The organism is Microbacterium testaceum (assembly GCF_006539145.1).
GTDB lineage: Bacteria > Actinomycetota > Actinomycetes > Actinomycetales > Microbacteriaceae > Microbacterium > Microbacterium testaceum.
The window spans coordinates 151,516-174,412 of the sequence record NZ_BJML01000001.1 but is presented as its reverse complement, the minus strand read 5'-3'; the positions used below and the strand labels follow the sequence as shown (position 1 = coordinate 174,412).

The 22,897-nt window shown below is 68.6% G+C and carries 30 protein-coding genes and 1 pseudogene; 14 read left to right on the top strand and 17 right to left on the bottom strand.

Features of this window, described 5'->3' with window-relative positions:
- Positions 1-5: 5 nt before the first annotated feature.
- Both MTE01_RS00970 and MTE01_RS16900 read right to left on the bottom strand, forming a co-directional pair.
- Positions 6-296: a phosphopantetheine-binding protein gene (locus tag MTE01_RS00970; protein ID WP_103206630.1), complete on the bottom strand. Its 291-nt coding sequence runs from the start codon at positions 294-296 to the stop codon at positions 6-8.
- A 172-nt stretch (positions 297-468) separates the two neighbouring features.
- Positions 469-630, bottom strand: a complete 162-nt coding sequence (locus MTE01_RS16900; protein ID WP_170210573.1) for a hypothetical protein — start codon at positions 628-630, stop codon at positions 469-471.
- A gap of 85 nt (positions 631-715) precedes the next feature.
- Here MTE01_RS16900 and MTE01_RS00965 point away from each other — a divergent pair, with 85 nt between their 5' ends.
- Positions 716-1,138 (top strand): helix-turn-helix domain-containing protein, encoded by a 423-nt coding sequence (locus tag MTE01_RS00965; RefSeq protein WP_103206631.1) that lies wholly within the window; start codon positions 716-718, stop codon positions 1,136-1,138.
- A gap of 17 nt (positions 1,139-1,155) precedes the next feature.
- A complete protein-coding gene (locus tag MTE01_RS00960; RefSeq protein WP_103206632.1) occupies positions 1,156-1,593 on the top strand; it encodes an ImmA/IrrE family metallo-endopeptidase in 438 nt (145 codons plus the stop codon).
- A gap of 100 nt (positions 1,594-1,693) precedes the next feature.
- Here MTE01_RS00960 and MTE01_RS00955 read toward each other — a convergent pair whose 3' ends face one another.
- From MTE01_RS00955 to MTE01_RS00940, 4 genes are all read right to left on the bottom strand, one after another.
- Positions 1,694-2,296, bottom strand: a complete 603-nt coding sequence (locus MTE01_RS00955) for a response regulator transcription factor (RefSeq protein WP_141375200.1) — start codon at positions 2,294-2,296, stop codon at positions 1,694-1,696.
- On the bottom strand, positions 2,293-3,480 hold the full coding sequence (locus tag MTE01_RS00950) for a sensor histidine kinase (RefSeq protein WP_141375198.1): 1,188 nt from the start codon (positions 3,478-3,480) through the stop codon (positions 2,293-2,295). The genes MTE01_RS00955 and MTE01_RS00950 overlap by 4 nt, the downstream gene beginning before the upstream one ends.
- A 96-nt stretch (positions 3,481-3,576) precedes the next feature.
- Positions 3,577-4,860, bottom strand: a complete 1,284-nt coding sequence (locus MTE01_RS00945; protein ID WP_141375196.1) for a calcium:cation antiporter family protein — start codon at positions 4,858-4,860, stop codon at positions 3,577-3,579.
- Positions 4,861-5,192: 332 nt separating this feature from the next.
- Positions 5,193-5,480 carry a hypothetical protein gene (locus MTE01_RS00940; protein ID WP_103206635.1) on the bottom strand — a complete coding sequence of 96 codons (288 nt, stop codon included), beginning with the start codon at positions 5,478-5,480 and terminating at the stop codon, positions 5,193-5,195.
- A 204-nt stretch (positions 5,481-5,684) separates the two neighbouring features.
- Between MTE01_RS00940 and MTE01_RS00935 the strand changes: the two genes are divergently transcribed.
- The 5 genes from MTE01_RS00935 to MTE01_RS00915 all read left to right on the top strand — a co-directional run bounded on the left by MTE01_RS00935 (position 5,685) and on the right by MTE01_RS00915 (position 8,218).
- Positions 5,685-6,185 (top strand): small multidrug efflux protein, encoded by a 501-nt coding sequence (locus tag MTE01_RS00935; RefSeq protein ID WP_103206636.1) that lies wholly within the window; start codon positions 5,685-5,687, stop codon positions 6,183-6,185.
- A gap of 162 nt (positions 6,186-6,347) precedes the next feature.
- Positions 6,348-6,818 carry a hypothetical protein gene (locus MTE01_RS00930; protein WP_141375194.1) on the top strand — a complete coding sequence of 157 codons (471 nt, stop codon included), beginning with the start codon at positions 6,348-6,350 and terminating at the stop codon, positions 6,816-6,818.
- A gap of 144 nt (positions 6,819-6,962) precedes the next feature.
- Entirely contained in the window at positions 6,963-7,319 is a 357-nt protein-coding gene (locus MTE01_RS00925) for a hypothetical protein (protein WP_103206638.1), read from the top strand.
- The gene (locus tag MTE01_RS00920; protein WP_141375192.1) at positions 7,316-7,558 is read left to right on the top strand and encodes a DUF1653 domain-containing protein; all 243 of its coding nucleotides are present in this window, start codon (positions 7,316-7,318) and stop codon (positions 7,556-7,558) included. Before MTE01_RS00925 ends, MTE01_RS00920 begins: the two co-directional genes overlap by 4 nt.
- Positions 7,559-7,615: 57 nt before the next feature.
- On the top strand, positions 7,616-8,218 hold the full coding sequence (locus tag MTE01_RS00915) for a hypothetical protein (protein WP_141375190.1): 603 nt from the start codon (positions 7,616-7,618) through the stop codon (positions 8,216-8,218).
- Between the two features lie 42 nt (positions 8,219-8,260).
- Here the strand turns inward: MTE01_RS00915 and MTE01_RS00910 are convergent, their stop codons facing one another.
- Both MTE01_RS00910 and MTE01_RS00905 read right to left on the bottom strand, forming a co-directional pair.
- On the bottom strand, positions 8,261-8,623 hold the full coding sequence (locus tag MTE01_RS00910) for a VOC family protein (RefSeq protein WP_141375188.1): 363 nt from the start codon (positions 8,621-8,623) through the stop codon (positions 8,261-8,263).
- A gap of 90 nt (positions 8,624-8,713) precedes the next feature.
- Positions 8,714-9,178, bottom strand: a complete 465-nt coding sequence (locus MTE01_RS00905) for a MarR family winged helix-turn-helix transcriptional regulator (RefSeq protein ID WP_246077930.1) — start codon at positions 9,176-9,178, stop codon at positions 8,714-8,716.
- 45 nt (positions 9,179-9,223) lie between these two features.
- Between MTE01_RS00905 and MTE01_RS00900 the strand changes: the two genes are divergently transcribed.
- A complete protein-coding gene (locus tag MTE01_RS00900; protein ID WP_141375186.1) occupies positions 9,224-10,474 on the top strand; it encodes a multidrug effflux MFS transporter in 1,251 nt (416 codons plus the stop codon).
- A 239-nt stretch (positions 10,475-10,713) separates the two neighbouring features.
- Positions 10,714-11,115: a four-helix bundle copper-binding protein gene (locus MTE01_RS00895; RefSeq protein ID WP_246077929.1), complete on the top strand. Its 402-nt coding sequence runs from the start codon at positions 10,714-10,716 to the stop codon at positions 11,113-11,115.
- 85 nt (positions 11,116-11,200) lie between these two features.
- On the opposite strand, the gene MTE01_RS00890 is transcribed toward MTE01_RS00895, so the two are convergent.
- From MTE01_RS00890 to MTE01_RS00860, 7 genes are all read right to left on the bottom strand, one after another.
- Positions 11,201-11,587, bottom strand: a complete 387-nt coding sequence (locus MTE01_RS00890; protein ID WP_103207080.1) for a DUF3021 domain-containing protein — start codon at positions 11,585-11,587, stop codon at positions 11,201-11,203.
- A 145-nt stretch (positions 11,588-11,732) separates the two neighbouring features.
- Positions 11,733-11,945, bottom strand: a complete 213-nt coding sequence (locus tag MTE01_RS00885) for a nuclease (RefSeq protein ID WP_246077928.1) — start codon at positions 11,943-11,945, stop codon at positions 11,733-11,735.
- Positions 11,946-12,116: 171 nt separating this feature from the next.
- Positions 12,117-12,476 carry a hypothetical protein gene (locus tag MTE01_RS00880; protein ID WP_141375184.1) on the bottom strand — a complete coding sequence of 120 codons (360 nt, stop codon included), beginning with the start codon at positions 12,474-12,476 and terminating at the stop codon, positions 12,117-12,119.
- Between the two features lie 230 nt (positions 12,477-12,706).
- Positions 12,707-13,996: a PucR family transcriptional regulator gene (locus tag MTE01_RS00875; protein WP_141375182.1), complete on the bottom strand. Its 1,290-nt coding sequence runs from the start codon at positions 13,994-13,996 to the stop codon at positions 12,707-12,709.
- Positions 13,993-15,432, bottom strand: coding sequence for a phytoene desaturase family protein (locus tag MTE01_RS00870; RefSeq protein WP_141375180.1), 1,440 nt, complete (start codon positions 15,430-15,432; stop codon positions 13,993-13,995). Before MTE01_RS00870 ends, MTE01_RS00875 begins: the two co-directional genes overlap by 4 nt.
- A complete protein-coding gene (locus MTE01_RS00865) occupies positions 15,429-17,258 on the bottom strand; it encodes a DUF3556 domain-containing protein (protein ID WP_141375178.1) in 1,830 nt (609 codons plus the stop codon). The genes MTE01_RS00870 and MTE01_RS00865 overlap by 4 nt, the downstream gene beginning before the upstream one ends.
- Positions 17,259-17,298: 40 nt before the next feature.
- Positions 17,299-18,804, bottom strand: coding sequence for a class I adenylate-forming enzyme family protein (locus MTE01_RS00860; RefSeq protein WP_141375176.1), 1,506 nt, complete (start codon positions 18,802-18,804; stop codon positions 17,299-17,301).
- A gap of 304 nt (positions 18,805-19,108) precedes the next feature.
- Between MTE01_RS00860 and MTE01_RS00855 the strand changes: the two genes are divergently transcribed.
- From MTE01_RS00855 to MTE01_RS00840, 5 genes and pseudogenes are all read left to right on the top strand, one after another.
- The gene (locus MTE01_RS00855) at positions 19,109-19,489 is read left to right on the top strand and encodes a nuclear transport factor 2 family protein (RefSeq protein ID WP_141375174.1); all 381 of its coding nucleotides are present in this window, start codon (positions 19,109-19,111) and stop codon (positions 19,487-19,489) included.
- A gap of 59 nt (positions 19,490-19,548) precedes the next feature.
- Positions 19,549-19,977, top strand: a complete 429-nt coding sequence (locus MTE01_RS00850; protein ID WP_141375172.1) for a hypothetical protein — start codon at positions 19,549-19,551, stop codon at positions 19,975-19,977.
- A gap of 145 nt (positions 19,978-20,122) precedes the next feature.
- Positions 20,123-20,401, top strand: coding sequence for a CDP-diglyceride synthetase (locus tag MTE01_RS00845; protein ID WP_141375170.1), 279 nt, complete (start codon positions 20,123-20,125; stop codon positions 20,399-20,401).
- Positions 20,402-20,443: 42 nt separating this feature from the next.
- Positions 20,444-20,949, top strand: a pseudogene (locus tag MTE01_RS17475) (GNAT family N-acetyltransferase).
- 23 nt (positions 20,950-20,972) lie between these two features.
- A complete protein-coding gene (locus MTE01_RS00840; RefSeq protein ID WP_141375168.1) occupies positions 20,973-21,383 on the top strand; it encodes a RidA family protein in 411 nt (136 codons plus the stop codon).
- A gap of 135 nt (positions 21,384-21,518) precedes the next feature.
- Here the strand turns inward: MTE01_RS00840 and MTE01_RS00835 are convergent, their stop codons facing one another.
- Both MTE01_RS00835 and MTE01_RS00830 read right to left on the bottom strand, forming a co-directional pair.
- On the bottom strand, positions 21,519-22,358 hold the full coding sequence (locus MTE01_RS00835) for a nucleotidyl transferase AbiEii/AbiGii toxin family protein (protein ID WP_141375167.1): 840 nt from the start codon (positions 22,356-22,358) through the stop codon (positions 21,519-21,521).
- A complete protein-coding gene (locus tag MTE01_RS00830) occupies positions 22,355-22,885 on the bottom strand; it encodes a type IV toxin-antitoxin system AbiEi family antitoxin domain-containing protein (RefSeq protein WP_246077927.1) in 531 nt (176 codons plus the stop codon). The genes MTE01_RS00835 and MTE01_RS00830 overlap by 4 nt, the downstream gene beginning before the upstream one ends.
- Positions 22,886-22,897: the final 12 nt, after the last annotated feature.

Here is a 22,897-nt window from a genome sequence, read left to right as displayed (position 1 = left end):
GCCGATCAGGCGGCGTCGACGCGGTGCGCGCGCACGTAATCCGCGATCGTACGAACGGACGTGAAGACCTCGGGTTGATCGTCGGGGAGTTCGACATCGAAGGTCGCGTTGAGGGCGAGGACGACCTCGAGGATGTCGATGGAGTCGAGGTTGAGCGAGGACTCCTCGTGTTCCGTTCCCTCCGCCAGGGAAGAGAAGATCGGCGCGTCGAGGTCGACGTCGACAGGATCGATCTCGAGCCCCAGTCGTTCGACGATGGCCGAGACGATCTCTCGCTCGATGGTCTGTTCGGTCATGTCATTTCCTTCGTCTCTTGCAGTGGGTCGAAACATCGGCGAGGCGGCTGGGCGGATGGTCGGGGCCCGATGCGGGCGGTGAACCGGCTTTCGGTTACCCGAGCGGGCCGCTCGGGCGTGTGCCGCGGCGACGACGTACCCGACGCCGGGGGGAGCGGATGCCGCAAATGCCTCACTCCGGGAACATCTGTTCCGTCGTGACGCCGCGCCGCGCGCCTTCCGCGAGGAATTCACGCACCGACATATCTCGCTTCGAGCACGCGTCGCGATCGCCGCCGGGAAGCGCGCCCTGTTCGTCCGTTGTCGGGTGCTCCCCGCGCGCCTCAGTGGTCATGTTTGAATGCTAGAGGGTCATGTTTGACTCCCTCAAACGATTTCACCCGCCCGGTGAAACGGGAGGACTCTCCTACGCTGGGGGCATGGCCCGTAAGAAGAAGACGCCCCACCCGTTCGACCGGCATCTGGGTTCGGCGATCCGGGCGGCGCGTCGGCGCAGAGATGTCACGCGCGAGGCTCTCGCGCGGCAAACCGGCATCCCCCTGTCGAACTTGAAGCGACGCGAAGACGGGGTGAACGAGACCACGGTCTCCGAGCTCGAGCGCATCGCGGCGGTCCTGCGCGTGCCGACGCGCGAGATCGTCGACATGGCCCTCGTCGACTACAGCGACGACGGCTCCACGTCGAGCGGCTCGCCGCACGACGGCCTCGTCAAGCTGCTCGCCTCCATGTCGGAAGCCCCTCGTACCCTCGACGAAACAGACAACGTGACCTACCTCGGTCACGTCTCTCCCGGTCTCCTCGACGCCGCCAACACCGACGAGAGGACGAGGTCGACCGACTGATCATCGACGGAGGAGCCTTGCGAGAACTACTCGCCCTCGCGGCACGCCTCGGGGTCACCGTTCACGTCGCTCATCTCCCCGAACCCTATCGGGGCTTCTACGATCACGAGCGGCGCATGATCGTGTATGACTTCACCCTCACCCCCGTCGAGCGCGCCTGCGTCGTCGCACACGAACTCGGACACGCCTTTCACGGACACCGGGGCCCGGGTGATCCCCGTGCGGAGGCCGCCGCCGACGCGTACGCCGCTCGGCTCCTCGTCGATCCGGAGCGATTCGCCCGGCTCGAAGCGATGGGTTTGCCCGAGAACGACATCGCCGAAGAACTGGGCGTGACGCCCAAGCTCTTGCGCGTTTTCCTCGAGAACGACCTCACGCGTCTGCGCGGCGTCACCTATACGCGCGCCCGGCTGGGGCGCGGCCAGTTCCACTCGGCCGAGCGTTGGGCATCGTGACGCCGCGTGCGTCGGCTCCTCCGCGCGTCCCCTCCGTTCGCTCGCGACGGCCGCGTCACGGTCGCCACCGACTCGTCCCCTCGCCCGTCGGATGCACCGACTAAATCCACCCCCGCTCGCGCGCGTGGATCGTCGCCTGCTGCCGACTCGCGAGTCCGAGCTTGCCGAGCACCGACGACACGTGGTTGCGCACCGTCCCCGCCGACAGATGGAGGGATGCCGCGATCTCGGCAACCGTCTGCCCTCGTGCGCCGGCTCGCAGCACGTCGAGCTCCCGGTCGGTGAGCGGGCTGCGCTCGTCGCTCAGCGCGTCGGCCGCGACCTCGGGGTCGACGTACCGGCGCCCGACCGCGACCTCGCGGATGACGGCCGCCACGTCGTCCGCCGGTCGCGACTTCGACAGGAATCCGCTCACTCCCGCACCGAGCGCCCGCCGCAGCACCCCCGGCCGCGCGTGCCGCGTGACGATCACGCAGCGAGAGGGCACGCTCCGCAGGATCTTCGCCGCGGTGTCGACGCCGTCGAGCCCGGGCATCTCGAGGTCGAGCAGGCACACGTCCGGCCTCAGCCGCTGCGCCTCGGTCACGGCGCTCTCGCCGTCGCGGCATTCGGCGACGACCTCGAGGTCGTCCTCCAGTCGAAACAGCGCGGCGAGCGCGGTGCGGATCATGTCCTCGTCGTCGGCGATGAGCACGCGGATCATGCGGAAACCTCCTCGGGCACGCGAACCGTCACGCGGAAGCGGTCGCCGAGGCGGGTGGCATCCACCGTTCCTCCCACCGAACCCACGCGCTCGGCGATGCCCGACAGTCCCGCCCCGTCGCCGACGACGGACGCAGCCCCCCGCGAGTCGTTCTCGACGATCAGCACCCAGGCTCCGTGGTGGCGGGCGAGGGAGAGGGATGCCGACACCCCACCCCCGTGTTTCAGCACATTCGTCGTGGACTCGCGGACGACGGGTCCGAGCACGTCGGCGGGCGCGCGGTCGGCCTCCGTGTCCACGAGCAGGTCGACGGTCAGGCCCGCCGCGCGCAGCAGATCTGCGGCGTTCGCGAGTTCGTCGGGCAGGGGCACCCCGCGGAACCGTGCGGCCAGATCCCGCGTGCCGCGTCGCGCCTCATCGACGCTCGCGCGAGCCGCGCGCACCTGTTCGACCGCGGCATCCGGATCCCTCCCCATCATCTTCTCGGCGAGCTCGAGCTGCAGCGCGATCACCTGCAGGTGGTGGCCCTGCAGGTCGTGCAGGTCGCCGGCGAGGCGCAGTCGCTCTTGCGCGGCGGCGAGGCGACCCTCGGCGCGGCGGGCGCGGTCGAGTTCGCGCACGATGTCCCACCACCAGAGCGAGGTGGCGGTCAGCGGCGCGAGCATCGACGCGAACAACGGCAGGGCGAAGGTCAGGGTGAGGTAGCCGTCGGGATTCAGGCGCGTGGCCTCGACGACCCACGCCGCCACGATCACGACCAGCAGCAGCACGACGAGCCGCAGCCGGATGCCGCCCCGCCACCGCACCGTGCACAGCGCCTGCGCCGCGAGGGCCACCGCGACGAGCACGGATCCCGCCCCCAGGCCGAACACCGCCGCCGAGGCGATCCCCACCAGCACGAGGGGCCAGACCCGGCGCCGCGCCGAGTCGTCGCCGTCGTCGAGGGGCTCGCGGCGGTAGTGCACGAGCAGAAGGACTTCGGATGCCACCGACGCAGCCGCCCCGACCAGGACCAGCGCGATGTCGAGCGGCGTCCCCCGCATGACGACGACGAACGTCCAAAGGAAGAGGGCGAACACGTGCAGGAACATCACCGAGGCGGCGGTGTACCACCAGGTGACGCGGACGTCACGGGCGTAGGTCGCCGCGGGAGTGCGGAGGGGTGCGGGTGCGGGGGCGCTCACACCCGCCACAGTACGGGCATGACATTCGTCACGGGTGGGGCAGGACGGCCCCGCGAGAGGGGGCGGGCACGGGTGGGTTCCGTGCCCGCCGTCCGCTCAGGCGCCCTCTCGTCGCGGTCCCGACGCCGCCGGCTCCGCACCCGCGAGAAGCGCATCGTCGCTCCCGTCGCCGCGGACCCGACGGCGGAACGGCGCCGCCAGCGTCGGCAGGATGCTGCGTCGGTGGATGATGAGCGCGACGATCGCGATCGCGATCTGCACCCCCGACAGGATGTACCGACCTCCGGTGTCGGTGACGAAGAACTGCACCGCGAAGATCGCCGCGAGAGACGCCGCCGACCACCAGTGGAACCGCAGCGCCATGATGATGGCCACGCCCATCACGGTCTGCGAACCGGTGAGCACGAACTCCTCGATCTGGCGCGCGTCGAGGGGAAGGTCTCCCCCACCGCCGCCGAAGAAGTGCGCGAGGGGCAGCGAGCCGACCAGCAGGCTCCACTGATTGATCTTCGACGCGATGAGGGTGCCGATGGCGGCAGCCCCCATCCCGCGCAGCGCGAACATCACGGCGATGATGAATTCGGGAGCCTCGGATGCCAGCGGCGCCAGCCACTGCACGAGGAAATAGCTGTCGATTCCCAGCGCAGAACCCGACTCCACGAGCGCCTCGGCGAACGGTTCGGCGCACGCGAGGATGATGGCCGCGGCCACGACGAACAGAGCGATGACGGTGAGGCGGCGCGGACGCTGCGGCAGGTCGGCGATGAGCGCGGCGGGGCCGACGAAGTGCTCCTCGCCGTCGCTCTCGGCCTGGCTCGCGCGCCACAGGTAGAAGGCGAACGCGGCGATGAGGACGAGTCCGAACCAGATCGGGATGTGGCCGAGCAGCGGGATCGCGAAGGCGACGACCGCGAGCACCGCGAGGAAGCCCACGTCGAGGCGGGATTCGCGCGGCAGCTGCAGGAACGTCACCCGTGCGGCCTTCTTGCTCTTCGCGACGCGGTTCGCGACCATCAACGCCACGATCACGACGAGCGGCCACCCGAAGCCGAGAAGGAGCCGGTTCGAGCCGGTCATGTTCGCCGCCGCGAACTGCTCGTACGACGGGTCGTACCCCGACCGGAACGCGTAGTAGAGGTCGACCGCGTACTCCGGGAGCACGGCGATCAGGGCGAGGATGGCGATGGCCAGCGGGCCCGAGATGTCTTTCTGCGCGGCCTCGGCGGCCCACGCCAGAAGGAAGCTCGCGGCGACGACGGCCGCACCGAAGACGATGAGATCGAGCACGGCGTTCGGGTGGAACCCGAGCACCCGGAAGACGATCGCGGGGGCCGCGATCAGCAGGCACAGGCCGATACGGCGGATGAGAGCGCGTGGCATGGAAGAACTCCGGTCGGACGCGACCGAAGACGGGACAGCGACGCTTCGGCCTGGGCGGGCCGAAGGTCTCGCTCGCCTCACCGCTGAGCGGTCGAGGTGGGATGCCGGGCGATCATCGTGAACGCCAGTATGTCGACACCGCCGCGGGCCGGAGGCGGCCCGGAGCTACTCCCCTTCGTTGCCTCCAGCCTCGGCCAGCGATATTTCTGAACGCAAGCTGAGAGCGCGATTGACAGGATTTCGGGTTGCCTCACCCCGTGATGACGCGGGTCGCCGAGCGGCATTCCCAGTGTTCAGGCTGTCCGAAATCCGGCGCGGATGCCGCGGGAGCGTCACCTCAGCGGTCGGTCGTCGGGGAGCTCGGGCGGAACGCGGTCGCGGTCCTGCGCCGTCTCGATCGAGGTGGGCTCCTGCCGAAGCTGCCCCGAGGTCGATGGCGTCCATCCGTAGAACGCGGACTCGACCGCACCCGCATCGATCACGGGGCGGATCGCCTGTCGCACGGCGTCTTTGCGCCGGCCCGAGCGACGACGTCCGAGCGCGACGCCGAGACGAACGAGCACCCCGACCGCGATGACCGCCCAGAAGAGGTACTCGATCCACACGAGGAAGCTCGGCACGGTTCCTCCTTCGGATCGGCCACGGGGCTTGCGACGATACGCGATCCGGAAGACGCCGTGAAGGCCACCCCTGACATTCGTCAGGGGTGGGGCGCCGCATTTTCCCGCCCGGTCGTGACACCGCGACACTGCCGCGACGAGCCGCCCGCCGATGGGATGGAATCACCGCGGAACACGCCGCGTCCTCATTCCCCCGGAGTCCCCATGTCGAATCCCGTGTCGGACCTCATCCTCGGCTTCCAGGGCCTCGTCGCCGACGTGCCCGACCTCGTCCAACCGCTCATCCTCGCCCTCGCGGGTGCCGTGCCGTTCATCGAGGGCGAAGGTGCCGCGGCGATCGGCATCATCGGCGGCATCCCTCCGATCGTCGCCGCCATCGCCGGCGCGGTCGGCAACATCATCTGCGTCGCCGTGGTCGTGCTCGCGACCTCTCGCGTGCGCACCGCCGTCACCACCCGCCGCGGCGCCATCGAGAAGCCCCCGACCGCCCGCCGCGAGAAGTTCGAAAAGGCCTACCACCGCTACGGAACCCCGGGCGTGAGCCTGCTCGGCCCCCTGCTGCTGCCGACGCAGTTCACCGCCGCGGCCCTCACCTCCACCGGCGTGCCGCCGATGCGCGTGCTCGCCTGGCAGGCCGCCGCGATCGTGCTGTGGACGACGGTGATCACGCTGATCATCACGGGGGTGGTCCGGGCGGTGGCGTGAGATTTCCCTTCGGACGAGGGATGCCGCGTCTCGACGTCTGCGCTGAGTTCCGCGCGCGGTCAGCAACGTCATAGCGAAGACCTCGCTCCGCGCAACCTCGGCCCGCGGCCCGCATGGCTGGATAGAGGAGACCCCGCCCGCATTCGAGAGGACACCCACCCGATGCCGCAGCAGACTGTCACCCTGACCCTCGGACAGCCGATCTACGCGCAAGCCCTCTATTACACGGCCATGTTCTCGCAAAAGCCGTTCCGCGAAGCGCTGCTGATCTACCGCGAGGGCGGGACGTACACGATCCTCTCCCCCGGCGAAGATCACCACGGCTGCTGGGTGTCCGTCACGGCCCCGCTCGATCCCCCGCGCCACGTCGCCTTCATGTCGTGGCCGTCGGCCGACTGGGACCACGACATCGCCGCGCACACCCTGACGTTCGCGCCCGATACCGGCGCATTCACGCAGGAGTTGCGGCTGCCCGGCGAGGCGGTTCCGCGCGCCCAGCACGGGTTCGCGGTAGCGATTCCCTCTCCCGAGTCGATGGACCCGAGTGCCGGGTGGGAGGCCCTCCGGGAGCAGCACGAGGCGAGCTTCCGCGCCCTGCACGATCTCGCTGGCGTGCAGCGGTCCGGCAGCTGACACGACCGAACCTGACGCGGAGCTGGGCGGCCGGCGCCCGTCTCGTCGTGCTCCACCTCACGCGCTGACCGCGCCGTTCTGATCGCCGCGAGAGGGTGCATGAGAGCAGCCGTCGCGCGAGGCCCGGACGGCTAGTCTCGATACATGACCTGCGCCGCTCGTCCCACCTACACCGAGATCCACGAGTGGGTCACCGAGTACGAGAAGCACGACCGTGTGGCGCACGCCACCGTGCACGTCCTGCGTCAGGACGACCCCGAGCACCTCGAATCCGGCATGGTCGCGATCCACCTCAACCACGGACCCGCGTCGATCTCGCTGAACGTCGATTGCGAGCGGAAGTGGACGGCATCGCTCTCCGAACGCTCCGGCGAGTTCCCACTCTCGGGCGGGCACCTCATCGCTCTCGGTGAAGAACTCTTCACGACCGGCAAGCTCTGCGAGTACCTGCAGTCGCGCACCGACGGCACGGTCAACACGGCTCCTGCCGAATTGTCGTGAAGACCGATGGCCGCGAGCCGGTCGATATCGAACCCGGCATCTACGAGCACTTCAAAGGCCAGCGCTACGAGGTCTTCGGCACCGCGAAGCACTCGGAGACCGAAGAAGTCTTCATCTCCTACCGCACACTCTATGGCGATCACTCGTCCTGGGTGCGCCCGATCGAGATGTTCACCGAGCACGTCGAACGCGACGGCTACTCGGGCCCGCGGTTCCGGCGGGTCGGCCCGTCGAGCTGACGCAGCGCCCGTTCTTCGTTCCCCGCGATCGCACTCCCCGCGCGGGAGAGTGACGGCGTGAAACTGTATTCCGACTTCGCCGTGCAGCGCGCGCGTCAGGTGACCGTCGACCTCATCGCGCTCGTGCTCATTGCGCTGAGCATCACCGCCGGGGTCACCGTCTTCTCCGCCGTCGACCAGCTCGCGCAGTTGGGCCGCCAGATTCAGGCGACCGGCGTGGACTTCCGCACGTCAATGACCGACGCCGGCACCCGCCTCGGAGGAGTCCCGTTCATCGGCGAGGGGATCAGCGGTCCGTTCACCACGGCGAGCTCCGCGGGCGACACCCTCACGGCCGTCGGCCAGACACAGCAAGACCTCGTCCGGCAGGCGGCGATCGCCCTCGGCGTGGGAGTCGCGGGTTTGCCGATCCTCATCGTTCTGCTGGTGTGGCTCGTCCCGCGGCTGCGCTTCATCTCGCGCGCGACGCGCACCCGCAACCTGGTGCGTTCAGGCCTCACCACCGACCTTCTCGCCCTGCGGGCCCTCACGCATCAGAAGGTCGGCGTTCTCGCGAAAGTCGATCCCGACGCTGTGAGCGCCTGGCGCCGAGGCGACCCCGTCGTCATGCAGCGCCTCGCCGGGCTGGAGCTGAAGTCGGTCGGCATCCGGGCACGCTAGGACGAGGGCTTTTACAGACGCAAGGCTTGGTCGACGCCGTCCTCACCGCTCCAACACGAGGAGCACCTGGAACCCGTCGGGGTCGGCGAACGCCAGAGCGTGCGTCCGCCAATAGGGGTTCGAGGGCGAAACCTCTCGCCCGGCAAGGCGAGCCGCGATGCTCTGGCGTTCCTCATCGTCGTCGAAGTACAGAACGAGCACCGACTCGGGATCCGGCATCGGCGCCGAGTGACCGCCGCCCGTGGTGAACTCCAGATGCGCGCCACTTCCGGGGAGATCGAGGAACACCCCGTCGTATCCCGCATGATCCTCGAAGCCGCCCATCACGGGGAGCCCGACCCCGTCGCGGTAGAACCGAACGATGTCGTCGAGATGGTCGGTGTGACGCGCGAAACGGACCTTCATTCCAACGATGTTCGCAGCAGAACGACTTCTTCGCGCTCCGCACGCTGCATCACGTGATCAACTCCCCCGGAGCTCTGTCGCAGCGCGACCTCAGCTTGACATCGGAGGAGGGTCGCCACCGTGGCGCAGTTCCTCTTCTATGCGGGCGAGCAGGGCCGCCGCCGCCTGCACTCCGGCTTCATCGCCGTCGAGCGCCCTCCGCAGGCGGCCCGCCCAGTACGCGTGAAGCTTCTGCACGCTCTCATCCGCAAGAGCGGTCGGATGCAGACGCGTCACGCGGGCGTCATCCGGGGCGGTCTGACGCTCGATCAAGCCCTTCGCGACCAGCGAGCGCAGCGCGACGCTGCAGTTGCTGCGCTGCAACGCCGTCGCTCTGGCGACGGCGCTCGGTGAGGCGCCGGGATTGTGGTGCACCCATCTCATGACGAGGGCTTCCGTGCCGGTGAGCGGCACGATGTCGGGCGCCTGTGGCCCCTTCGGATCGATCTCGCGCGCGACGCGCATCACGACGTCGGCGAGCTCGGCGAGAGCACCGTCAGAGACCGAGGGGGGCACGGCTCGACTGTAACAGCCGCACCGTTCGGTTATGCTTTCATAACTATGACGATCGACACCGGCTCCTCCCGCACGCAGGCGGCACCCCTTTCCCTTCAGCCGAAGGGGATCACGACGCCGCTTCTGCTGGTACTCGGGCTCCTGAGCGCCGTCGCCCCTTTCGCCACCGACCTCTACCTGCCGGCATTCCCGCAGATGACCGTCGAGCTGGCGACTTCGGCCACGACCGTGCAACTCACACTGACGGCGTTCCTCATCGGCGTGACCGCCGGGCAGCTCGTCTTCGGCCCGCTCTCCGACCGCTTCGGCCGCGTCCCGCCCCTCGTCGTCGGCGCCGCCCTCTGCGTGCTCGCGAGCGCCGTCGCGGTATTCGCGCCCAACGTCGCCGTCCTCGTCGCCGCGCGTCTGTTCCAAGGCCTCGGTGGGGCAGCGGGAATGGTCATCGGTCGCGCGGTCATCTCCGACCTGTCGACCGGCAAGGCCGCCGCGCGTGCCTTCTCGCTCATGATGATCGTTGGCGGTGTCGCCCCGGTCGTGGCACCGCTCCTCGGGGGCCTGCTCGTCGGACCGATCGGGTGGCGCGGCCTGCTGACGATCGTTCTGGGACTATCGGTCGCCATGCTCGTCGCCGTGCTCGCCGTAGTGCGCGAGACGCATCTGCGCGCCCGCCGCGACATGCTGCGCGCCGAGCGGGTGGCATCCGGGTCTCCCCTTCGCGCACTGCGGTCGCGCACCTTCATCGGCTACACGGCCGTGTTCGCCTTCGGCTTCGCGGTGATGATGGCGTACATCTCGGCGTCGCCGTTTTTGTACCAGAACATGCTCGGACTCGACACGGTTGCCTACGGCCTGCTCTTCGGCCTGAACGCCCTGGCGCTGGTGGTCGTGAGCGCCCTGTCGCCCAAGCTCACCGCCACCCGTTCGGTCGAGAGCGTCTTGACGCTCGGGATCGCGCTGGTAACCGCCTCTGCCGTCGCCTTCGCGCTGCTCGTCTTCTTCGGCGCGCCGGCTTTCTGGCTCACGGTGCCGCTGTTCACCGCCGTCGGGTCGCTGGGTCTGGTTTTCGGTAATGCCACCGCCCTGGCGCTCAGCGCCGTCCCCCAGATCGCCGGGAGCGCCTCGGCCGTGCTCGGAGCACTGCAGTTCGGCCTCGCCGCGCTGGTCTCGCCGCTGGTGAGCCTAGGCGGAGAGGGCACCGCCGCACCGCTGGCCGTCGTCATGGTCGTCGCCGCCGCGATTGCGGCCGTAGCCCTCGCTGTCACGCGGCGCTCGAGCGCGGGCACCTCGGCGTCTTGACGGATGCGGTGACGACAGCAGCAGAGCCCCGGGTAGCGCTTCGAGCTCCGGCCACGAAGTAGCCGACGGTCAGCCTCCGGAGGGCCAGCGGCGGTGATCCCGATACAACGAGACGACGACCTGATCAACCTGCTCCGAGGCCTGTCGATCGCCCGGGCCGCGGGCGTAGCATTCGGTTACGCCGGAGTCCCTCCGCGGCCTCCGGTTCCTCCGAACCGACGAGAGCACGGGAGATCCAGATGGACACGATGGACATGATGAAGTCGATGGACATGGGCGAGATGACCATGGACATGGATGCCATGCAGGAATGCATGCAGTCGCTCAACGCGTGTGCGATGGCCGCGGCGATGTGCGCCGGCAGCGACATGATGCACGGCGCCGAGATGGCCACGTGCTGCGCCATGTGCTCGAACATGGTCGAGATGGCGCAGGCGACGATGCACATGATGATGCGTCCCGCCGGCATGAACATGGACGTGATGAGCGCCATGATGACCGCCTGCATGACCATGGGCAAGGCATGCGCTGCCGAGTGCCGTGCGCACGGCGACATGGACGAGATGTGCCGCTACTGCGCCATGGCCTGCGACGACATGGTCATGAAGTGCGAGGCGATGATGGCCTCGATGACCGCCTGAGTTCTCTTCTTCGCGCGGCCGCTGACGTGTCGTCGGCGGCCGCTCGGCTTTTCAGCCATCAACCAGGGAGCGGGCGAGGTGCTTCTCAGCGCGATGCTCGCGCCGGTCGAGCGTTAATCGCGCGGAAGATCAGGTAGAAGCTCGACCAGAGGACGAATCCCACAAACAGAAACAAGCTGATAACAAGAAGAACGCCAGCGGGAGTATCTATCGCAAACCATCCGCTGAGAAAAAGGGCAGGCAACACGGTCACCGCCATGATCGCGAAGTGAAGAATTGACTGCCGTCGCAGCGACCAGCGGTCGATCTGATAGATGACCGAGGTACCGGCAACCGCAGCGCTTATGACGGCGACCGCGAGCGTCGCGCGTCCGTTCTCCGCTTGCCCTTGAAGAAGGAGCGCACTTCCGATTCCGCCCATGATGACGAGCGGGATGCCACCTCGAAGGGCGGCCTGCGCAATGGGGCTCATAATCACGAGTCAATCACGGGCCTCGGACTCAAACCCGCAACCGCGACAAGCATCAACTCAGTCGCGACCCGACTTCGCCAAGGCGCAATCGCCTGCAGCGGTTCGCGAAGCACCACCCACCGAACTCACGTCGACGGGCGCTCCGTTATGCGGCGCGCGCGGTCGTGATGATCGCGGACGCGCTGAGCAGTTCGGCGACCGGGTGGTACGCCACCGGCTCCCCCGCCTCGATATCGACGGCCGGACCGACGATCCGCAGCTGAACCGTTGTGCCGTTCAGCAGGGCGACCGTTGCGGTCGAGCCGTTGGCCTCGATGACGAGGCCGTCCCACCAGGCTGAGGGGTTCGAGGCTGCCATGCAGCGCTGGATCGGGTGGACTGTCGACGAGATCGTGCGGGACATGGCTTCACCTGCCTTCGGAGGGGTTGGTGAGATGAAGCTACGGGATGCCGCGGGGGCGGGCGATCTGGGGCGTAGCGGGGCGTAACACCGCACGTGACGACGTAGGTCAACGACAGAGTCCGGGCGTCACTCGGCGACGATCCCCCCGTCGTCGTCGAAACGAACACCCTCGGCTTCGAGCCGCTCACGTGCCGCGTGATGCACGACGCCGCGCCGCCGCGGATCGGTCTCCAGGAGACGTAACAGCGTCTCACGCGTGGTCGACGGATGCTCGGCCACGGCGATCCTGACGCTCCAGAAACGGTCGTCGGCGAAACGATCCAGCACGGCAGCACTGGCGATCGGATTCAGGGCGGCGACGTTGCGGATCGCCTGGTTCGGATCGGTGAAGAACGGCTCGAACTCGTCATCGGAACTCGCCGCCGACGCCCGCGCGTACCGGCGCTCCTCGTCGGCTCTTTCCTTCGGAGTCTTGCGCTTTCCCATGTCGATCCTCTCCGTCTGCGTCGTGTTCCCGTGACAAAGCCCGCGGCTCGCGACCGGGGCCGGCGGGCTCACCGTCGTCCTTGCCGCACACCGTTCAGCGACCACGTCGCCCTCGCGATCACGACGATAGCTCCCACCACCGACACCCGGGAGGCTGGGGCAGCACGCCGAGGCGCACGCTGGTGGCGAAAGTCGAAGGCTTATGGACACGCCGAGCGGCGCAACGCCCGTCACGTGTGGCGCGCGTCGGCTCCCTCGAGCAGAAGGTCGTCGTAGATCCGCAGGGCGAGCGCCACCTGCAGGGGATCGACTCCCCGCGCTCCCACCGAGGCCTCGAACCGGTCTACGCGCTGGCGCACCGTATTGCGGTGGACGCCGAGCTGCTCCGCCGTGCGCACCGCGTTCTTGTCGGCGGCGTAGTAGGCCGCGACGGTGTCGCGCATCACGCGCGCCTGCTCGCCGGCACCGGCGTAGTCGCCCAGAACCTCGCGCACCCACGTCGCCGTCGCCGTGGCATCCTTCGTCAGCAGCTGGACCAGCGCGACCTGGGGGTCGGCGTACGACACCACCGCTCGGTCCCGGTAGCGGGGCGACGACAGCGCCACGAGCCGTGCGATCGCGGCCTGCTCGTGCGTTCGGCGAAAACCCTCGACGTCGTGGCCCGGCTCGCCGAGGGCGGTCCGCACGCCGGGCACCGTCGCCACGAGGTCCTCCACCCGCGCCAGCGCTCCGGCGTCGAGCCGAGCCCCGCCGAACCATGCCCAGGCCGTGGATCGATCGACCACGGTAATGAGCGGCGCGGCGGACGAGTGCACCGCCGTGGCCAGTCGGCGCAGCAAATGGTCGATCTCGTGCTGGCGCGCCGCGTCCTCGGCATCCACGTCGGACCAGGCCATCACCCCGAGGTGCGTCTGTGCGAGCGTGTATCCGGTCTCCGAGACGAACCCGCGGATCGGCAGGGAGTCTCCGCGCAGCACCTTGAGAATGATGCTCGCGTTGAGGGTCGCTCGGGTGGTCCACCAGCGCCGACGCTCCTGCTCGTGCACGCCGGTCACGAGCTGGAGGATCCAGTCGATGTAGCGGTGCACGACGTCGGCGATGTCGCGGACGACGTCGATCTTGACGCGATCGCTCACGCCGAGGCGTTCGGCCTCGTCCATGCCGAGCCGCAGGAACATGCTCTGACCCAGGTAGTAGGCGCGCGTCAGTGCCGCCAGGGGCACATCGCGCTGCGCGAGACGCGCCGCGTACTCGACGGCGGCCGTGGTCGGCTGCAGGCTCTCCAGATCGATGCCGTTCGCGAGGATGTGGCAGATCGTCGTGACGTTGCCCTCGATGCTCGCCTGCAGCATCTCGACCAGCTGGGGGTCGCCGCCCAGGTCGTCGATGCGGGATGCCAACAGGTCTCGCATCTCGCGGACGATCTCGGGCATGCGGAGGTCGAGCTGCCGCGCGACGAGCGCGAGGAGCTCGGAAACGTCGCCCGTGTGCTCCTCGGCGGAACCGGATGCCGTCGTCACGCGGGCTGCGCCTCCCTGGTCCGTTTCGCGGGCACAAGGCCCCGCAGCGCGCGCCGGGCGGCGTTCACGCCGCACAGTCCATGGATTCCCGGCCCCGGCGGCGTCGCCGCGGAACAGAGGTAGAAGCCCGGCACCCCCGTATCGTACGGCTGCGCCGAGATTCGCGGGCCGAGCATGAACTGCAGCGGTGTCTTGGCACCGGTGAGGATGTCGCCCCCGACAAAGTTCGGGTTGCGCTGGCTCCACTCCGTCGCGGTGATGACCCGCATCGCCCGGATGCGGTCGCGGAAGCCCGGCGCGAACCGCTCGATCTGCGACACGACGGCGTCGGTGGCATCCCCCGTGTAGCCGGCGGGCACGTGGGCGTACGCGTACAAGGGGTGCACATTGCCCACCGAGCGCTGCGGATCGGCGACGTGCTGCTGACCCACGAGCACGAAGGGACGTTCCGGCATCCGCCCCTCGGCGACGTCGCGTTCGACGGCCGCGATCTCGCGCGCCGACCCCGCCAGGTGCACGGTGCCGGCGCGGCCGGTCTCTTCCGCTCGCCACGGCACGCCGCCCTCGACGGCGAACTCGACCTTGAAGGCCGCGGGTCCGGGGCGGAAGCGGCGGAACGCCTCGGCGGTGCGACGGGGCAGGCTCCCCCCGAGGATCTCGGCCACGGCATGCGGGTGCACATCGAGCATGACGACGTCGTGCGGGGGCAGATCGCGCCGGGAACGAATGCGGCGGCCGGTCTCGAACGTCACGCCTCGCTCGCGGAGCCGGGAGATGACGGCTGCGGTGAGCGTTCCGGTTCCGCCGGCGACGACGGGCCACCCCACGGCGTGTCCGGCGGTGATGATGCCCGCGCCGATCCCGCCGACGAGCGGTTGGTCGAGGCGTTGGAACGCGTGGGCCGCGACGCCCAGGAACAGAGCACGGGTTCGCTCCTCGGCGAAGGCACGCGCGGTCCACACCGGGGGCAGCGCGGCAGCGGCGCCGAACCGCGCGAGAAGCAGGGGGTGACGAGGGATGCCGACGAGGGGGCGGAGGATGTCTTCCGACAGCGCCGCGAACGAGCGCGACGAGGGGCCGAACAGGGTCTGCCACCGCCATCCGTCGGCGCCGAGGCCGGCCGCGGTCTCGACGATCGAGCGACGGAGCAACACCACGTCGCCGTCGTCGAGCGGGTGGGCGCAGTCGATCTCGGGGAGGACCCAGGGCGATTCCGGCAGGTCGAGGTCGGCGAAGTACGGCGAGCCGGCCGCCATCGGGTGGACCGCGGCGCAGTGGTCCTGGATGAGCCCCGCGAGGAGGGGCTCGCTGTTGCGCGCCCCTCCCCCGAGTTCGTCCGCCGCCTCGACGACGTGTACGTCCAGGCCCGCGGCCGACAGGGTCGCGGCAGCGGCCAGCCCGTTGGGACCGCTGCCGACGATCACCGCGCGCGTCACTTCGGGACCCGCTCTCCCCGCCTGCGCGAGACCGTGCGGACGTTGTTCGTCACGTCGGCCACCTGGCCCGGGGCGTCAGCGCGCCAGGACCGCTCGAGCGGGATGGGGCCGTCCGCGAGCCACGGCTGGGCCGCCACGGCATCCGCGACGCGCCATCTTCCCCGCTCGATGACGCCGCGTGCCGCATCGATCACCTTGTACTCCTGGAAGTCCGCGTGGATGGCCTGGGACTCCACCCATACCACCACGAACTCCCCGGGCGCGAAGTGGCAGCGGCTCTGCAGGGCACGGATGAGCGACTCGTCGTGCAGGTGGCCGTCGCCGAAGTTGAAGCCGATCACCGAGTTGCAGGCGAATTCGCCCTCGCGGATCGTGCGGGTCTCGATGTCGGGCAGTGCCCGGTAGAGCACCGAGAAGAGTCCGCGACCCTGGCTGTGCATCGAGCGCCACGCAAGCGTCTGCTGCATCGTGATCTCGGCGATCTCGGGGGCGTAACCCAGCTGAACGAGCTGATCGACCTGGTTCGACGTGGGCCGGATGACGGCATCCAGCTTCTTCTCCGCACCCGGCGTGAAGGTCCACAGCGCCGACGCCCAGTTGCCCGCGTACTGACGCATCGACGGCAGGAACGAGACCTTGTCGGGGCGGAGGTTGCCGAGCGCGGGGAAGAACAGCAGGGCCGCGACGATCCCGGCGAGCAGCCACCCGTTCGAGAAGTCGGTGACCGCGTACCCCGCCTGCGCGGGGAAGCCGAGGAAGAGGAACACCGCGGCGTAGCAGAACAGGGTGTTCCACTCCAACGGGACGGCGAGCGGGAACGTCGAGAAGATGAAGAGGTGGAAGCCCACGATGAGGACGACCGCCGCGAGCGTCACCCAGAAGTTCTGGGAGAACAGCAGCACGAGCGGAACGGCGATCTCGACCGTGGTCCCCATCGCGTGCGCCATGAAGTGCGCGAGCTTCGACGGGCGCACGTCCCGAGGGAAGTCGCGGTACAGGGCGCGCTTGAGCCATCTCGGCGGCCAGAACGGGGTGTTGCTGAGCATCGGCGGGATGACGTTGACGAAGTGCCTGCCGAACTTCGAGATGCCCGCGCACACCCACACGGCCACGATGAGCAGCTTCAGCGCGATGATCATGTCGACGAACGACAGCACCGAGAAGAACACCAGCGCCGGTAGGTACTGCTCGATGCGCGAAGCGACCGCGATCGTCTTGTCGCGCACGCCCACGATCACCAGCAGCGCGATCGCGACGATCACGGGGGTGGTCTGCACCAACCCGCTCGTGTTCTCGGGAAGCGCCGCGGCGAGCGCAGGGGTCACCGTGCCGGGGAGCACGAGCGCCGTGGCGAGCGCCGCGAGGAACCCGAGGTAGACGACGACGTCGAAAACGGTGCGCGTGTCACCGGCCGTTCCCGGCACCCAGGCCCACGGCCGTAGCCGGATCGTGCCCGGTCGCGCCCAGAACTGGATGCCACCGGTCATGGGCTTGAACTTGCCCGCCGTCGGCCCCCACGATCCGGCGAGGCCGATCGCTTCGAGCAGCATGGTCCAGATGATCGCCTTCTGGTAGACGATCGGCTGGTTCCACCACTGGTCGACCTGCCAGAACCATCCCACGCCGCTCGTCGCCGTGATGACGATGCTGCCGATGAGGAGCCACAGCACGGCGATCTTCACGAGGTAGGTCGCGGCGATCATGCGGGGCGATCCGAAGCCGTACTCCACCCAGTGCAGGGTCAGGGCTCTGATCCGCTCGCGCAGTGGCTGGTGCAGGAATGTGCTCGTGTCGACGGGCGGAAACTCCGGGGTTTTGAATCCCATGATCAACTCCTTCGGTGACGGGATGGGGGAAGCGAAGAGGTCAGGCAGTGGCCGCGGCGAGTGCGCGGCGCATGGCGGGCTTGTCGACCTTGCCGACCGGGTTGCGCGCGAGATCCGTGACGATGCGGATCTCGGCGGGCACCTTGATCTTGGTCAGGCCCTCGGCGCAGTGGGCGCGGAGCTGATCCTCGGTGACGACCTCGCCGGGGTGCAGCACGACATCGGCGATGGGGACCTCGCCGTATACGGGGTCGGGACGCCCGATGACCGCGGCCTCGAGCACCGCGGGGTGGGTGGCGAGGAAGGCCTCGATCTCTTTGGGGTAGAGGTTCTCGCCGCCGCGGATGATCATGTCCTTGGCCCGATCGACGAGCGTCAGATAGGCGTCCTCGTCCAGGATGCCGATGTCCCCCGTGCGCAGCCATCCTCCGCGCATCACCTCTGCCGTGGCATCCGGTCGTCCGAGATACCCGCGCATGACCGTGGGGCTGAGGATCGCGACCTCCCCCCGCACGCCCGGCGGCACGAGACGGCCCTCGTCGTCGAGGATGGCGATCTGCTGGCCGGGGAGGGCGCGACCGACGGTGCCCGGCTTGCGCTCGCCCCACAGGGGGTTGCACGCCGAAGCGCACGTGGCTTCGGTGAGGCCGTAGCCCTCGAGGATCGGGATGCCGAATCGCTTCTCGCTGAGGGCGAGGAGCTCGGGGCTGGCCGGTGCGGCGCCGCAGATCGCCAGGCGCAGCGAGGGCAGGCGCGGAATCTGTTCCCGCGGGACCTCGGCCAGTCTCGCGAAGATCGCCGGCACCGCCGAGAAGTAGGTGGGTCGATAGCGCTGGACCGCGTCGAGGAACGTGCCCGGGGCGAAACGTTCCAGGATCGACACGCTGCCGCCCGCACTGATGGGGGCGAGGAAGCTCACGCAGAGCGAGTTGACGTGGAAGAGCGGCAGGACGAGCAGTGCCTGATCGTCGGGTCCGAGCTCGATGTGGCGGCGGAGGGAAGCGGCCATGGCGTTGAGGTTGGCGTGATCGAGCATGACGCCCTTGGGCTGGCCGGTCGAGCCGCTCGTGTACACGAGCAGGGCCAGCGTGTCGGGGGTGATGGTCGGATCGTCGATGGATCCGTCGGGGATGCGCGCGAGATCCGCCGGCGCCAGCGTCTCGACCTCGACCGCGGGGGCGCCGGACGTCACGAGCAGACGCGCTCCCGAATCGTCGAGCTGATAGCGCAGCTCCCGTTCCGTGAACGTGGGGTTCACCGGCGTGACCGCTGCACCCACGCGCCAGGCGCCCAGCATCGCAGCGAGGAACGCGACAGAGTTCGGCAGCATGATCGCCACCACGTCGCCGCGCCCGATCCCGCGCGCGGCGAACTGCTCCGCGCACGCGGCCGCCCGCCGTTCGAGGCCGCGATAGCTGAGCTCTTCGGTCACGTCGCGCACAGCGGGCCGACCGGTCCCGGCTGAGGGGCTCCGCCACGGCAGGTGCGCGAGGCCGGACACCGAGAGCGGTGTCGTGGTGCGCGTGTCGAGTTCGTCGAGAGACATCGTCGTTCACCTCCCCGCGTCGACGGCTGCGTCGGACGCGATTCGAGCGTTCTGGTGCGCGTCTTCGCGCCCCCCTCACGCTAGAAAGGTCGGCCGGGCAGCGCAGTGGCTCGGGTGGCGAACTTCACACCGCAGAGTGTGCACGGTGCACGGATGCCGCGGTTGGTTGGCGGGGAGGAATCCCGGCCCGTCGGCTTCGCGCTGTCGGGAGGGTGGTCGTCGTTCTTGGGCGGACGAGCACAACCCCGTCGGGCCCGTCGCAAAGCGCGTCCCGAGCCATTTCTTCCCGCGCTAGCCTCGGGGCATGACCACGCGCGATGCGTCGGGGCGCTCCGTCGACGAGGCCCAAGACGCCCTCCACGAAGCCATGCGACGCAGCGACACGGATGCCTTGCGGAACGTGCTCTTCGAGGGTCTGGCATTCGAGCTTCCTGATGGCTCGGTGACCGACCGCGAAGCCGACCTCAACGCCCACTCGACCGGAGCGGTGCGCTTCGAGCAGATACTCGAACTGCACCGATCGACGCGAGAGCACGCGGGGAGGGCTCGGGTCGACTCGTTGGTCGACGCACGGCTGATCGACGACGGTCACCGCGTCGAAGGAAAGATGAGCTACCTGCGCTATTGGTCGATCATCGATGGGCGGTGGCAGGTCATCGCCGGCAGCGTCCAACCGGTGCCGTGAGTCGGGTGTTGTTCACACACTCACGAGTGGCCTTCCGGGTTCCCGACGAGCTTCCCTCGGTGGAGACGCCTCCCCAGTTGCGTACGACGAAGGCGGAGGCGTTCACCATCAACGTGCCGTCCGGCGCACGCATCGAGCACGGCACAGGCGGCGACGATCCCCTGCTGACGGCGCGATGGAGCGAGGCGGTCGTCCGGGTCATCGCCCATCGTGAGATCGGCGTGATGACGGTGCGCGACTATGGCGTGGACATGATGAGTGTCGTCCACGCGAGCGAACCGCACGTGCACATCGACCATGTCGAGTACGGAACGCTGGCGGGGATCGACTGCGCCGTCGCCCGGGGCACGGCCGACGCGTTCGCGGTCGTCGCGATGTGCGCTGCTTTGGGGGTGAATCGGGTGGTTGTTCTCGGCTCCGTTCCGATCGGCGACGACCACCTCGCAGACCAGGTCGATGTCGTGCTGGGCTCGCTCAGAATGGCGTGAGAGCAGAAATCGCGACGACTGCGCGCAACGGGTGAGGCATCGTTCCCCCTCGCCCCACGCTTCCGGATGAGGGCTGCAGGATCGATACGTTGTCCGCAGCGCCTTGCCCAAGGACGCTGTCGGACAAACTCAACGTGAGGTCCTCATGCGTGTGACTCTTGCTCTCGTCGCCTTCGTCGCGTGCACTATCGCCCTGGTCGCCGGAATCTCCCTCTTCGCGGGCACGTTTCCGGGTGGGGCTTGCGAAGGAGTGGTGCACGACACGTGGATCTGCGAAAGTCTGCGCCTTCGGCAGTCGCTCCTCGCCGCGATCTTGGTCGGGTCGGCGTTGATTGCCGCGTCTGTCGTCAGCGGCGCTCTCATCATCTCGGCGGCAACGGTGCGCGGGCGACCCACCGCCGCCAAAGAGCTGCCGGCCGACTGAAGCCCGCTCATCACCTGAGACAGCCGCGTCCGCTCGGAGCGTGTGATTCTTCGATGGCGGCAGCATTCCCTGCGCGGCCCGGTCTACGGTGAGGAGCGTGCACTCGTTCCGCCCCCGGACGAACGCAGACCTGCCTGTCATCGCGAGCTGGGTTCCCGACGCCGAGGCTCTCTACGCCTTCGCCGGCCCGTGGATGACGTGGCCCTTCCTCCCGAGCGACCTCGACGATCTGCACAAACGACCCGGCGCGACCGCCTGGATGCTGACACCGGAGAGGGCGAGCCCGTCGGCCACGTGCAGCTCACCCCGGCCGATGACGCTTTGCGCATCGGCCGACTGATCGTCGATCCGACCGTGCGCGGCCAAGGATGGGGACGCCGGATCCTTCTCCTCGCCCTGAACACGCACGCGCCCGGGGCGTTCCACGTGTGCAGCTGGGGGTGTTGGCATCCAACACCCCGGCCCGCCGACTTTATGAGTCGCTCGGATTCGTCGCCGACACCGAGACCCTCGACGCCCCGATCGTGCTCATGGCCCGCAACGTCTGAGCCCGCCCTCGAAAGGTCAGAACATGCCCGCCGCCGTCACGCTCATCCGTTCGACTGCACTCTCCGACAGCGCGGAGTATGCGTACGCCGCCGCCGCTCCCGCCGAGGCGCGGCTGATCTTCCTCGCCGGTTCCTGCCCACTGAACCTCGACGGCACGACCACGGGCATCGGCGATTACGCAGCCCAGGCGGCGAAGTGCGTCGAGAACATGAGAATCGCGCTGCGCGAGGCCGGCGCCGGTCTCACGGATGTCATCAGTACGCGCGTTCTGGTGGCCTCCACTCGCCAAGCCGACCTGTTGTCGGCATGGGAGGTCGTCCGGGAGGCATTCGGCGAGCACGACGCGCCGAGCACGCTCCTCGGCGTCACCGTGCTCGGGTACGACGACCAGCTCGTGGAGATCGAGGCTGTGGCGGCGGTTGTCGACCGCTAGGGCTCAGCCCGCCCGCCGGACGCGGGACCTCTCGTCGAATGAAGGTCGACAGCGGTCGGGCCGGGAACCCACGCGAGGAAGTCACACCCTGCCGCGAAGCGCATCGTGACGCGGGTCCTTGTGCGAGGCCGCGAGTCACCAGTCCTTGAAAGCGGGATCGAGAATCGCAGCGACACGGACGATCTGGTCGTCGAGGCTTTCCTCGCTCACGGCCTCCAGCCGTTCCTTTCGTCGCCAGGCAGCCCACTTCCGCTGGCTGACGGCGCCGTATCCCTCGAGAACGGGCCCGATCACCTGCAACTCGACGCCTCGGTAGGACGCCACGGCCCGAGCGGCCTCGCGCAGGTCTGCGATGTCGATTCCCGCTTCACCGAGGGTCACGATGTCTACGTAGTCGCGCCAGCGAGTGCTCGTGACCCCCCTCTCCAGGATGGTCACGCCTTTCTCCGCAATCGTCGACTCCGGCGCGTATCCCAGGAGCGTGATGGGCTGCCCGAGAAGACGAGGCAGCGTCACCCTGCGCGGCGCGGGGACGACGGGATCGCCCGTCGACACGTCCCACGCGATGGCACCCTGCCAGCTACCGATGCTCACTTTGAGACGAAGCCGCATGCCCGGGTAGTTGGCATCCTCCCGGATGTCGTTCACTACGAGACTGTCGAGCAAGAACTCAACGCCGTCGTTAGCTTCGATGGCGGCGACGTCGTGAACGACCCGGCGAAGGTGCGCAGGCGTGACATCAGCTGCTATCGCGTTCGAGTCGGCGTCCTTGGTGGAACGGCGCACGCCATATGCGCCGAGCAAGAGGCCGCCTTTCAGGACGAAATCCTCCGCATGCATCGTTTGCGTGAGCCTCGCGAGAAAGGATTCGAGTGCGTGCCGGAGAAGATACTCCTGCGTCGCCACCGGAGCGCCGTTCGTGGCGCCCGAGCGCGCGAGCGCCTGCACCGCTCGGAAAACCTCAACGCCGCTCACGCGAGAATCTCGAGTGCGTCGCGTACAGGCTTGGTGCTCCGAGGAAGGGCTTGAGCCACTTTCATCAAGGTCGCGGGCTTCCCCCCGCGTCGCAACCACTCTTTCAGCGCGTCGCGCGGAATCTCGTAACCCGTGTCGGCTCGTAAGCGGAAGCAGTCCACGATCGTTCGTTCCGGCGTGTAGATGCCGATCCGCTGAGTGCTGCCGGGGATGACGACGTCTTCTCGCTCCAACAAGAAGGTGCCCGCATCGAACCGATGCCAACGGATGGCACCTTCTGACGCGGGAGCGCGGGTACCACGAGGAATAGCCACGTCGAGCGCGTCGGGGATGACATCAGTGAGGTCGTAGTACGCGAGCGACGAGATGAGGCAGATGGTCGCCTCGGGGCGTCGGGCAGATGCTTCGAGCTGGTCCCAGTCCGCTGCGGGCGCGCCTTCGGGGAGGTAGAGGCCCCGAGCGATCCGCTCCCATGCTCCCCTGTTCGCGCTGCGGTAGAAGCCGCTGCGGCTGCCCTTGCCCTGCACAGCTGAGTTCGG